11 protein-coding genes are annotated in these 11716 nt (G+C 59.7%); 5 read left to right on the top strand and 6 right to left on the bottom strand.

All coding sequences use genetic code 11. From position 1 onward, the window contains the following. Positions 1-66: 66 nt before the first annotated feature. Together K6117_RS13940 and K6117_RS13935 are read left to right on the top strand one after the other, a co-directional pair. On the top strand, positions 67-786 hold the full coding sequence (locus K6117_RS13940) for a transglutaminase-like cysteine peptidase (RefSeq protein WP_221796584.1): 720 nt from the start codon (positions 67-69) through the stop codon (positions 784-786). 13 nt (positions 787-799) lie between these two features. Further along, complete coding sequence (locus K6117_RS13935; protein ID WP_221796580.1) at positions 800-1009, top strand: hypothetical protein; 210 nt, start codon at positions 800-802, stop codon at positions 1007-1009. A gap of 33 nt (positions 1010-1042) precedes the next feature. Here K6117_RS13935 and atzF read toward each other — a convergent pair whose 3' ends face one another. The 5 genes from atzF to K6117_RS13910 are packed head-to-tail and all read right to left on the bottom strand — an operon-like array spanning position 1043 to position 8345. Further along, the gene (gene atzF / locus K6117_RS13930; protein ID WP_221796577.1) at positions 1043-2827 is read right to left on the bottom strand and encodes an allophanate hydrolase; all 1785 of its coding nucleotides are present in this window, start codon (positions 2825-2827) and stop codon (positions 1043-1045) included. Next, on the bottom strand, positions 2824-6423 hold the full coding sequence (gene uca, locus K6117_RS13925; protein ID WP_221796767.1) for an urea carboxylase: 3600 nt from the start codon (positions 6421-6423) through the stop codon (positions 2824-2826). Before uca ends, atzF begins: the two co-directional genes overlap by 4 nt. Beyond that, complete coding sequence (locus tag K6117_RS13920) at positions 6423-7055, bottom strand: urea amidolyase associated protein UAAP2 (RefSeq protein WP_221796575.1); 633 nt, start codon at positions 7053-7055, stop codon at positions 6423-6425. The genes uca and K6117_RS13920 overlap by 1 nt, the downstream gene beginning before the upstream one ends. Before the next feature lie 10 nt (positions 7056-7065). Further along, positions 7066-7860 carry an urea amidolyase associated protein UAAP1 gene (locus tag K6117_RS13915; RefSeq protein ID WP_221796572.1) on the bottom strand — a complete coding sequence of 265 codons (795 nt, stop codon included), beginning with the start codon at positions 7858-7860 and terminating at the stop codon, positions 7066-7068. After that, positions 7857-8345, bottom strand: a complete 489-nt coding sequence (locus tag K6117_RS13910; protein WP_425514721.1) for a CopG family ribbon-helix-helix protein — start codon at positions 8343-8345, stop codon at positions 7857-7859. Before K6117_RS13910 ends, K6117_RS13915 begins: the two co-directional genes overlap by 4 nt. 313 nt (positions 8346-8658) lie before the next feature. On the opposite strand from K6117_RS13910, the gene K6117_RS13905 reads away from it, so the two are divergent. From K6117_RS13905 to K6117_RS13895, 3 genes are all read left to right on the top strand, one after another. Next, positions 8659-9714 carry a putative urea ABC transporter substrate-binding protein gene (locus tag K6117_RS13905; protein WP_221796567.1) on the top strand — a complete coding sequence of 352 codons (1056 nt, stop codon included), beginning with the start codon at positions 8659-8661 and terminating at the stop codon, positions 9712-9714. A gap of 67 nt (positions 9715-9781) precedes the next feature. Further along, positions 9782-10600: an ABC transporter permease gene (locus K6117_RS13900; RefSeq protein WP_221796563.1), complete on the top strand. Its 819-nt coding sequence runs from the start codon at positions 9782-9784 to the stop codon at positions 10598-10600. Next, a complete protein-coding gene (locus tag K6117_RS13895; protein ID WP_221796764.1) occupies positions 10597-11361 on the top strand; it encodes an ATP-binding cassette domain-containing protein in 765 nt (254 codons plus the stop codon). The genes K6117_RS13900 and K6117_RS13895 overlap by 4 nt, the downstream gene beginning before the upstream one ends. Positions 11362-11438: 77 nt before the next feature. Here K6117_RS13895 and K6117_RS13890 read toward each other — a convergent pair. Continuing rightward, the coding region (locus K6117_RS13890; protein ID WP_221796560.1) for an ExbD/TolR family protein at positions 11439-11716 on the bottom strand (278 nt) is incomplete at its 5' end.

Raw genomic sequence — 11716 nt, 5'->3', positions numbered from 1 at the left:
TATAAAAGATCCTTATCGCAAACAATTTGATCATCAATTAGATCAAATCACGGTAAGGATAAGCGGATGTTGTCGAACACATTCACGAATATTCTGCGTACTGGTAGCTCAGCTGTTGCTGGCAAGATCTTCGCACCAATTGCGTGCGCTACCCTTATGCTCGCCGTGACGACCCCGACCGCTTCCGCCCAAAGCATCCGCTCGATCAGCCCTGCGGTGTTCGGCAGTGTCGCACTGCGGATCTCCAAAACGCCTTTTCAGCGCGACTGGAGCCGCATCTCAACCGCGCCGCTGGGCGCCGCCGGCCAAAATCTGGTCGCCAACGCCCGTCAGGCTGGCAGCCGCTTGGCGCAAGTCGAAGCCGTCAACAAGGCGGTCAACCATCGCCTGACCTATCGCGACGATAGCCGCATTTTCGGCACTGCCGATTATTGGGCCACTCCGGCAGAAAGCCTGTCACGCAGCGCTGGCGACTGCGAGGACTATGCCATTTTAAAGCGCGCCGCCCTGAAGGCGCTCGGCGTGCCGGAAAGCGACATGTATCTCGTGATCCTGCGCGATCTCGCGGTCCGCGCCGATCATGCAGTGCTCGCGGTGCGTGTCGATGGTCAAATCAAGATCCTCGATAATCGCAACGACCAGATCTCCAGCGATCGCGGCCAGTCTGATTATCGCCCGATCTTCTCCTTCAACGGCCAGGGCGCATGGACCCATGGCTATGCCCGCCAGCCGGTGTTGCCAGCAATCCAGCTCGCATCTGCCGCCCCGATCACCGAACGCAAGTAAGAGGAACCAGACGATGATGAACGACTTTGACTTTGATCTTGATCTCGCCTGCAACATTGACGATTTTGGCGATGACATGTCGGACCCGATGGCGGACGATGCACAGCCCTCGAACACGCCGTTCGATACCGCATATCCGGCGATGGCCCGTCATCTTCAGGCGCTGGAGCAGGAAAACCATCGCCTGCGCCGACTGATCATCTCGCTGCGTATCGCGGCCTGATCCAAATAAAGCGGCCAATAATGCGGATGGCCCCTATCCCGCGAGATAGGCGCGCCATCCGCCCAAGGTCGTAATGTCCTCGGCACCGATCAGCGCCCGAGGTTCGGCGACGAAGCCCTTGACCTGACTGCCGTCTGCCAGCGTCACCGTTCCAATCGCCAGCGGCGGCGGCACTTCTGCAGTGAAGCTGCCAAAGGACTCGGTCGACAGTTCATAGACTTCAACCTTGATAGCTGCCCCTGCCGCATCATGCACCAAGGCGGGCTTGGGTGGCACGCTATTGGCAATGGCATAAAGCTTATAGCTTGGCGCGGTGGTCGTTTCGGCAATGAAAATCGCATCGCGCGACGTTAATTGCCAATGCAGCGGCATATCCTTGAGATGTGCGCCCACTACCGCCAGCCTGATACGATCCATCGGTCGATTGCTTTCCATTTTCGCCATATCCAGTTCAGGGGCCATATAAGGGCTGTCCGCTTCCCAACGGGCAGCCATATCGAAGAGCGCCGCATCCGTGCCAGCGGGTGCGATAAAGGTGATGCCAAAGCCGGTGGCATTGCGGCGGAACCCCGCAGGCACCGCAATCGCCGCCATATCCAGCAGGTTCACGAAATTGGTATAGAGGCCGAAATGGGCATTGAGCGCGACCGGCGCGGCCTGCATTTCCTTTAATCGATAGATTGTCGGCGAAGTCGGCAACGCCAGCACATCAATCGCCTGCCACATATTTTCCGCCTGACGCGCCAAGGCTTGAAGGCGATATTGGCCGTTGAATGCCTCGACCGCCGTCATGTGCAGCCCCGCCTCGACAATCTGTTTAACCGCCGGATCAATCGCATCCGGATGATCGCGCAGCATCATTTCCATCGCGGCGGTGCGCTCGGCCACCCAAGGGCCGTTATACAATAGCGCCGCCGCCTCAGACAAAGGCGCGATGTCGACAAGGCTGATCTCATAGCCCAACGCCTCCAGCCGTTCGAGCGCGAGATCATAGAGCCGCTCGGATTGAAGATCGCCACACCAATTGCGTTGATGCGGCAATGGCACGCCAATACGCAGCTTTTCTCCGGCTTGGCCGAGCGCCCGCGCCGGGATCGTCCGGCTATAAGGATCGGCGGCATCCATCCCCGCCACCACCTGATCGACCAGCGCCGCATCCGCCGCCCGCGCGGTGAACACCGTGATGCAATCAAGCGAACGGCACGCCGGCACCAGCCCGGTCGTGCTCCACCGGCCCTTGCTGGGTTTATAACCGATCAGGTGATTAAACGCGGCAGGCACCCGGCCCGAACCGGCGGTATCGGTGCCAAGGGCAAAGGCGACCAGCCCTGCGGCGGTCGCCACCGACGAGCCGGAACTCGATCCGCCACTCACATAATCGAGATTAAAAACACAGCGCGGCGCGCCATATGGGCTGCGCGAGCCATTCAAGCCCGTCGCGAATTGATCGAGATTGGTCTTGCCGATGCAGATCGCCCCCGCCGCCAGCAATCGTTCGACCACAAAGGCATTGGCCACCGGGCGATAGGCGAATTCGGGACAAGCCGCCGTGGTATCCAGCCCCGCCACATCGATATTGTCCTTCACCGCGAATGGCACCCCGGCGAGCGGCAGCACCTCCCCCGCCATCACCCGCGCATCCACGGCCTTGGCCGCCGCGCGAATGTCATCGGGGGCAAAGCGGCTGATCCACGCCTGTGGCTGGATCTGGTCATAATCCGCCAGCCGCGCCAGTACCTGTTCGGCGATGTCCAACGCGCTGATCGCGCCCGCATTGACCTTGGCGGCGATCTCGCTTGCATGCAGATGCTGGATCATGCGGCCTCCACGGCAAATAGGGGCGCGCCCGGATTGACGGCCTGTTTTTCCGCCGTGAACACTTGGCGCACCACGCCTGCAATCGGGCTGGTGACCGGCGATTCCATCTTCATCGCCTCGATCACCGCAATCGTCGCCCCGGCCTCGATCCGGTCGCCTTCATTGACCAACACCTTCCAGATGCTCCCGCCAAAAGGCGCTTCGATCAATTCGCACCCCTCTGGCAGCACAATCGCATCCGCCACATCGGCGGCATTATCATCCTCGGTCAATGCCGCCACCCGGTCGAATTCGCCCTTCAATGCCCAATCGGCGCGTTCGGCATCAAAGGCGGCACGGCGGGCGGTTTCAAATTCGGCAATACTTTCGGCATTATCGGCCATGAACTGGCGATATTCGGACAGGCGGAACACGGTCTCTTCGACCTTGATCGACTTGCGACCGAGCGGGAAATCGCGCCGCCATTCCTCCAGTTCCACAGCCGAAACGGGGAAGAAGCGGATCTGATCGAAGAAGCGCAACAGCCATGGCTTGCCATCGACAAAAGCATCGGTCTGCCGCCAGCTATTCCAGACCTGAATAGTCCGGCCAAACAATTGATAACCGCCCGGCCCTTCCATGCCATAAATGCACATATAGGCCCCGCCGATGCCGACGACATTGGGCGGTGTCCAAGTGCGGGCCGGGTTATATTTGGTGGTGACGAGCCGGTGGCGCGGATCAACCGGGGTCGCGACCGGCGCACCGAGATAGACATCGCCCAGCCCCATCACGAGATAGCTGGCATCGAACACGATGCGCTGCACATCATCGCGATGATCCAGCCCGTTGATGCGGCGGATGAATTCGATATTATCCGGACACCACGGCGCATCATCGCGCACGCTGGCCATATATTTCTCGATCGTTTCCCAAATCGCAGGGTCGCCCCAGCTCAATGGCAAATAGACGATCCGCGACGGAATTTCGAAATCATCCAATTTATCGAGCCGCCGCTCAATTCCCTCCAGCGCATCCAACAGATCGCGCTGACGCAAAATGCGGCTATCAAACTGGACCTGCAAGGAACGGATGCCGGGCGTCACATCGATAATACCGGGCAGCGCCATCGCCTGCAATTCGATCATCAACGCATGGACCCGCAAGCGCAGCTCAATATCGAGAACGATCTCGCCATATTCCACCAGCACATGCCGATCACCCTGACGACGATAGGTGACCGCCGGATTATGCCCCTCAATCGGGAGAAAGCGTAAAATCGGGTCCGTCTCTGCCGCCACGGGATGCGGGTTGATCAACGCCGGACGCGCCAGCGTCGATACATATTGATCCTGCGCCTGTTCGGCCTGCACCGCATCGGCATCGCTCACCGGCTGGAACCGGACGGTATCGCCGGGGGCAAGCTGGCCGATTTTCCACAGATCGGCCTGAATCACCACAAACGGGCAGACAAAGCCCCCCAAGGACGGCCCATCCGGGCCAAGGATGATCGGCATATCGCCGGTAAAATCCACCGCGCCAATGGCATAGGCATTGTCATGGATGTTGGATGGATGCAGCCCCGCCTCGCCGCCATCCTGGCGCGCCCAATGCGGCTTTGGCCCGATCAGCCGCACCCCGGTGCGGTTCGAATTATAATGGACCTTCCATTCGGTGGTGGAGATCATCTCCACATCATCTGGGGTGAAGAAATCGGGCGCGCCATGCGGGCCGTACAATACACTCACGGTCCAGTTGCGGCTGATCTCCGGACGCGCCACCGGCACGGCCTCAACGCCGGTCGCGACATCGCCAAGATGCAGCGTATCGCCCGTCATCACCGCGCGACCGGCATGGCCGCCGAATTCGCCCAAGGTAAACGCCGCCTTGCTGCCGAGATAATCCGGCGCATCAAGACCACCCGCGATCATGACATAGCCGCGCATCCCGGCCCCCGTCACGCGCCCGATCTTCAAGACCTGCCCGGTCTTGGCCGTCATCGGTTGATAGGGCGCAATCGCAACGCCATCGAGGCTCGCATCAAAGGCCGCGCCCGTCAGCACAAACCGTGTCTCGCACGAAAAGCTGAGCGTCGGCCCGGCGGCGGTGATTTCCAGCCCCGCTGCGCCTTCCTCATTGCCCAGCAAGCGATTACCCAGCCGGAACGACAGCGCATCCATCGGCCCCGAGGGCGGCACGCCGACGCTCCAATAGCCGATCCGCCCCGGATAATCCTGCACGGTCGTCGATGCCCCGCCCGCCAGCACCCGGATCGTGCGCGGCTGATAGGTAATGCCCGCCAACGCACGGGTCGAGACTTCGCCCGTGGTGAATACATCGGACCTGACGACCTGCCGCAACCAATCGAGATTGGTCTCGATTCCGGCCAGCCGCGTCTCATCCAGCGCCGCCTGCATCGCCTCCACTGCCTGTGCCCGGTCGGGCGCGGTTACGATCAGCTTGGCGAGCATCGGATCGTAATAGGCGCTCACTTCCGAACCGCTGACCACCCAGCCATCGACCCGTGGACCTTCCGGATAGGCCACCTCGACCAGCTTGCCGGACGATGGGCGATAGTCCTGCGCCGGGTCTTCGGCATAAAGCCGGACCTGAATAGATGCGCCCTTGGGTGTGGGTGCGCCATGATCGAGAAACGCGAAATCACCTGCCGCGCCACGGATCATCCATTCCACCAGATCTACACCCGTCACCTGTTCGGTCACGCCATGTTCGACCTGAAGTCTGGTATTGACCTCCAGAAAGAAGAAATCATCCCTTTTGGCATCATAAAGAAATTCGACCGTGCCTGCCGAACGATAGTGCGCCGCCGAAGTCAGCCGCACCGCGCAATCGATCAGCGCCTGCCGCGTCGCCGCTGGCAGCAATGGCGCGGGGGTTTCCTCGACCACTTTTTGATTGCGGCGCTGGAGCGAACAATCGCGTTCGCCAAGGGCTACGACCCGGCCTTTGCCGTCGCCAAAGACCTGCACCTCGATATGACGCGCCGTTTCGACATAACGTTCGAGGAACACCCCGCCATCGCCGAAATTGCCCTCGCCCAGCCGCGCCACAGTAGCAAAGCCCTCGGCAATATCATTGGCGGTCGCGCAAATCTTCATGCCGATGCCGCCGCCGCCTGCGGTCGCCTTCAAGATGATGGGATAGCCGATTTCCTCTGCCGCCTCGATTGCGCTTGCGGGATCGAGCAGCAAATCCGTACCGGGGGCGAGCGGCACGCCCTGCCCAGCCGCCAGATCGCGCGCCGTGTGCTTCAGGCCAAAGGCACGGATATTATCGGCGGTCGGGCCGATAAAGACGATATTCTCCGCCGCGCAACGTTCGGCGAACACCGTATTTTCCGACAAAAAGCCATAGCCCGGATGGATCGCCTGTGCGCCCGTTGCCTTGGCGGCGGCGATAATCGCATCCATGTTGAGATAGCTTTGGGCTGCGGGCGCAGAGCCGATCAACACGGCCTCATCTGCCTCGGCCACATGCAGCGACCCGGCATCGGCCTCGCTGAACACCGCCACAGACCCAACGCCCATGGATTTCAGGGTGCGGATGATACGGCACGCAATCGCGCCGCGATTGGCAATCAGGACTTTGGAAAACATCAAGCGGTCACAATCATACGGACAGAGGTGGGGTTGAACCCGTTGCACGGGTTGTTGATTTGCGGGCAGTTCGACACGACCACGGTCACATCCATCTCGGCCCGCAGTTCGACCATCAGGCCGGGCGCGGAAATGCCATCGACAATCCCCAATGCGCCATCGGCTTCGACCGGGACGTTCATGAAGAAATTGATGTTCGACACCATATCACGCTTGTTGCGGCCCTCGCGGGCATTGGCATCGAGGAAATTATCAACGCAGCTATGTTGATGCTTGGTGAAATGACCATAACGCAAGGTGTTGGATTCGCAGCTACATGCCCCGCCAATCGTGTCATGATAGGCGACATTGGTGGCCGTGATGGTCATCATCGGACGGCCTTCATTCGACAGCAAAACTGCACCGGTTTTGAGGTAGATATTTTCCTGCGCAGCGATGGTGTCCTGCGCGCTGTAGCGCTCGGCATCGTCCTTGGCATTATAGGCGAGGAAATCGACGGCCTGATTGCCCTCGACATCGACGATACGCAGCGTCTGCCCGGCCTTGACCTCATGCAGCCAAGGGGCACGGGCAGGCACGATTTCATCATGGATAATGTGGCCGGACAGGCCAGCAATAGCGAGATCGGTCATATATATTCCCTTAGCGCCGGTAATAATCTTCGGTGTTGAGATAGGCGCGTTCGCCCTCGGGCGTCGCCGTGCGGATCGGATCATCCTGCGCCGTCACCGGCCCGGCCATTGCCGTCACCTTGACCGGCGTGACGCTGTAATCCGCCCTTTTATCCAGCACATGCGGCGTGTTGGCGAGAACGATGATCAGGTCCATCTCCGCCCGCAGCATGACTGTCCGTCCCGGCGCAAACGGCCCCGCGTTCAATATGGCTGCGCCATCATCGGCAATGGCCACCCCCTTGAACAGGTTGATGCACGGATGCACATCCTTGCGACCCAGCCCATATTTGGCGAGCGCGATCAAAAACCGATCCCGCGCGCTGGGATAGGGACCATAATTGCCGCCCAGTCCGTATTTGCGCTCATGCAGTGCCGCATTGGATGCGCCGCAAAAGCAATCATGCGTCCCAGCCTCATCCGATAGGAGGCTCATCATCACCCGGCCCATATCGGACAAGAGCAATTTGCCCGCGCCGAGATAGGCATTCCATTGCACCTTCACGGTATCCGCGACGTTCAATCGCTCCACCGGACATTCGGCATTGAACAGCAACAACGACACACAGGCATCGCCATATATATCATCAAGGGTAATGCGGGTGCCGCGCGATATGCGGCGGGACGTATAGCCCCCCGCGGCCACGGTCTCTTCCCAGACCAAACCATCAGAAGGTGGCAAGATAGGCATGGTTTCGACAATCGTGCCGGCCATTGCCCGTGCATGGGCCTGCGCCCCATATGGATCAGCGGTTGTTTTCATCATGCTTCACTCCCTGCATGTTGCGTGCCAATTTCATCCAACGGCGGCTCGTGCAGCTGCGGCAGCAGCGCCGTGGTGGTGACGAGTCGGACCTGTTGCACCCCGCGCACCCGCCGCAGATCGTCGCACAATGCATGCAGCCGCGCGGGCGGGCCTTGCACCAGCAACACCTCCAAGGATTGATCGTTTTCTAGGAACACATGCTGGGCGGAGATCACCTCCTTCAGATAGTCCCGCTGCTTTTGCGCGATCCGATGGCGAATAGTGCCGTAATCCGCGCGATAGATCAGGGTAATCGTCCCCGCCAACACCGCATCCGGGCGCTGTTCCTCGGCATATTCAGCGACCGAATTACGGATCAATTCCGCAATCACCGCAGAGCGCGAATTAAGGCCGCGCGCGGCGACCATCGCATCAAGCTGATCGAATAAATCGGCTGGCAAGGTCATGCTGAGCCGGGCGAGTGGCGGGGTGGTGTTTTCGGTCATACCCCGCATTTATTGGATATTACTAATATCGGCAATAGTATTATTTTTATCGTCAAAAATGGCTGAAAATTGGGCATGCCTATTTTTGATGCCCAAAGTTTAGGCAATGTTTCGCCACATCACCCCCGCGCCACCCCTGCCCTGCCGCAATTTCCGGCGAATCCCCATTTGGCACGATACCTGCATCAACATCCTTCAGTGGAAGTCCGCGACCGATAGCCCGCACCTCATGCGGGGGCGGGCCTCGCCAAATTGCAAGGGGGATCGACCGATTATGTCTCTGTTCTCGAAACTGCGAAACACCGCCTGCGTGATGGTGGCCAGCCTCGCGCTCGCCGCCTGCGGCTCTGCCAATAAGGAAGCCGCGACGGATGCGGCCGCCAAGAAGGAATTCAACATCGGCTGGTCGATCTATGCCGGCTGGATGCCATGGCCCTATGCCCAACAGGCCGGGATCGTGAAGAAATATGAAGACAAATACGGCATCAAGATCAACATCGTGCAGATCAATGATTATGTTGAATCGGTGAACCAATATACGGCGGGCAAATTGGATGGCGTGACCGTCACCAATATGGACGCGCTCACCATTCCCGCCGCAGGCGGCAAGGACACGACCGCTGTCATCATCGGCGATTATTCCAATGGTAATGATGGCGTCGTCAGCAAAACTGCCAAGTCGGTCGCCGAGTTGAAGGGCCAAACGATCAACCTCGTCGAACTGTCGGTGTCGCATTACCTCCTCGCCCGTGCGCTCGACAGCGCCAATCTCAAGCTGTCGGACGTGAAAACCGTCAATACCGGTGATGCCGATATCGTCAGCGCCTTCGCCACGCCGGATGCAAAATCGGTCGTCACATGGAATCCGCAATTGGGCGAAGTGAAAAAGGTCCAAGGCGCGACCGAAGTGTTCAGCTCCGCCAATATTCCGGGGGAAATTCTCGATCTGCTGGCGGTAGATACGGCCACGCTCAAGGCCAATCCGAACCTTGGCAAGGCCTTGGCCGGAATCTGGTATGAAACCATGGCCCTGATGAACGCACAAACCCCGGAAGGTGCCAAAGCGCGCGCCGCCATGGGCCAATTGTCCGGCACCGATGGCCCCGGCTTCGATGCCCAGTTGAAGACCACGTTCATGTATTACACGGCGGCGGATGCCCTGAAGGCCACGCTTGATCCGGCGCTCGTCACCACGATGGACCGGGTGCGTAGCTTCAGCTTTGATAAAGGCCTTTATGGCCCGGGCGCGACTTCGGTCGATGCCATCGGGATCGGCTTTGCCAATAACAAAACCTTGGGCGATCCAGCCAATGTAAAGCTGCGCTTCGACCCGACATGGATGCAGATGGCCGCCGACGGCAAGCTCTGATCCTCAACCCACCACCACTACAATAAACGGGGCGCGTCATGACATTCATCCACGGAAAACAACTGTCATGACGCGGCTCGTGAACATCCGCCCGGGGCGCAAGGCCGCCGCAGGGCTTGCCGCCATCCCGCTGATCCTGATCGTGATCGGCTATATGATCGCCTCCGCCGTGCGCCACGCGGCCAATCCGGCGGATAAATTGCTGCCTACCTTTATGGCGATGGGCAAAGCGTTCAAAAATCTCGCGCTTGATGCAGACCCGATCACCGGGCAGATCCTGTTATGGGCCGATACGCTCGCCAGCCTTGAACGGCTTGGCATTGCGCTCGCGATTGCGACCGTCACTTCGATCCTGCTCGGGCTGGCGCTGGGCCTCATCCCGTTGATCCGCGCGCAATTCGGCGCGCTGGTCGCCACCATTTCCGTCATCCCGCCAATCGCCATTCTGCCGGTGCTGTTCATCGTCTTTGGCCTTGGCGAGGCTTCGAAAATCATGCTGATCGTGATCGGCATCACCCCGGTGATGGTCCGCGATGTCGCCGCCTTTGTCGCCGCATTGCCACAGGAACAGATGATCAAGGCCCAGACACTGGGCGCAGGCAGTTGGCTGCTGACGATCCGCGTCGCATTGCCCCAGATGATGCCCCGTCTGATTGTGGCGCTGCGGCTGTCGCTGGGACCGGCATGGGTATTCCTGATTTCGGCAGAGGCCATCGCCGCCGATGTCGGCCTTGGCTATCGCATCTTTCTCGTCCGTCGTTATCTCTCGATGGACATCATCCTGCCTTATGTCGCGTGGATCTCGCTCTTGGCGATCCTGATCGACATGGCGCTGCAATTCATCTCCCGCAAGGCATTCCCTTGGGCCAATCGGAGCAGCAACTGATGAGCCTCCTCTCCTTTCGCAACGTCTGGGTCGAATATGGCGACAAGGTCGTGCTGGAACGCGTCAATATCGACATCAACGCGGGTAGTTTCGTCTCGATCATCGGGCCATCGGGCGCGGGGAAAAGCACGTTCCTCCGCCTCGCCTTGGGGCAGGAAGCGCCAAGCCAGGGCCAAGTCTTCCTTGATGGCAAGCCCCTGCGCCCCGAACCCGGCCCGGATCGCGGGATCGTGTTCCAGCGTTATTCCGTGTTTCCGCATCTGAATGTCCGTGAAAATGTGATCTTCGGCCTTGATTGCGCCAGTTCGCCCATTTTGGGGCGCAGCTTTGGCGCAGCGCGGCGACGCGCGGTCGAACAGGCCGAAGAAATGCTGATCGCGGTCGGCCTTGGCCATGTGATGAATGAATATGCCACCGCGCTTTCGGGCGGGATGCAGCAACGCCTCGCCATCGCGCAAGCCTTGGTCAAAAATCCGCGCGTGCTGCTGCTGGATGAACCATTTGGCGCTCTCGATCCGGGCATCCGCGCCGATATGCATGAACTCGTCACCGGCCTGTGGCAGCAGCATCAATTGACGATCATGATGGTGACGCACGACCTGAAAGAAGCGTTCAAGCTCGGCACCCGTGTCCTGAGCTTTGATAAGCGCCGGGTCGATCCCCATGCGCCGCATCGTTACGGCGCGACTGCCGTGTACGATATGGAACTCACCCGTAAAAACCAGGCGGCGGAAGCGGCACGGATGATGGCCGCGATCTAATCGCCATAAAATGCCGGGGCCAATTTATGACCCCGGCATACTCCGGTGCGACCCCAGAGCCGATGCATTTCGGGCCTTTAAATTTCGCCCATATATGTTTCATTACCGAGGAAACCGAGATTTTCGACCTTGGCCTTTTTGGTTTCCGCCAAGACCTGATCGACGCGCGCATAGCGGGCGTTGGGGTCCGGCTGCATCACCAACTGCGGCGGCATTTCATACAGGTCGCGATTCTGGGTGGAATCGAGATTGGCGCGCAACTGGCTGAGCGTCATCGGCTCATTGTTCCAGTAAATGCCATCCTGCGGCGAAATATACACCGTGTTCTTGATCGGATCGATCGCAGGCGGCGGCG

Origin of the sequence: Alteraquisediminimonas sediminicola, assembly GCF_019740335.1 — a bacterium.
Classification (GTDB): Bacteria; Pseudomonadota; Alphaproteobacteria; order Sphingomonadales; family Sphingomonadaceae; genus Alteraquisediminimonas; species Alteraquisediminimonas sediminicola.
This window is presented reverse-complemented; position numbering and strand designations above follow the sequence as displayed.

What these genes read in the sequence shown, in the direction of transcription:
- K6117_RS13915 (WP_221796572.1), bottom strand. Translation starts at nt 7,860, where the DNA reads ATGATGAAAACAACCGCTGATCCATATGGGGCGCAGGCCCATGCACGG.
- K6117_RS13900 (WP_221796563.1), top strand. Translation starts at nt 9,782, where the DNA reads ATGACGCGGCTCGTGAACATCCGCCCGGGGCGCAAGGCCGCCGCAGGG.
- K6117_RS13935 (WP_221796580.1), top strand. Translation starts at nt 800, where the DNA reads ATGATGAACGACTTTGACTTTGATCTTGATCTCGCCTGCAACATTGAC.
- K6117_RS13905 (WP_221796567.1), top strand. Translation starts at nt 8,659, where the DNA reads ATGGTGGCCAGCCTCGCGCTCGCCGCCTGCGGCTCTGCCAATAAGGAA.
- K6117_RS13920 (WP_221796575.1), bottom strand. Translation starts at nt 7,055, where the DNA reads ATGACCGATCTCGCTATTGCTGGCCTGTCCGGCCACATTATCCATGAT.
- K6117_RS13910 (WP_425514721.1), bottom strand. Translation starts at nt 8,345, where the DNA reads ATGACCGAAAACACCACCCCGCCACTCGCCCGGCTCAGCATGACCTTG.
- atzF (WP_221796577.1), bottom strand. Translation starts at nt 2,827, where the DNA reads ATGATCCAGCATCTGCATGCAAGCGAGATCGCCGCCAAGGTCAATGCG.
- uca (WP_221796767.1), bottom strand. Translation starts at nt 6,423, where the DNA reads ATGTTTTCCAAAGTCCTGATTGCCAATCGCGGCGCGATTGCGTGCCGT.
- K6117_RS13940 (WP_221796584.1), top strand. Translation starts at nt 67, where the DNA reads ATGTTGTCGAACACATTCACGAATATTCTGCGTACTGGTAGCTCAGCT.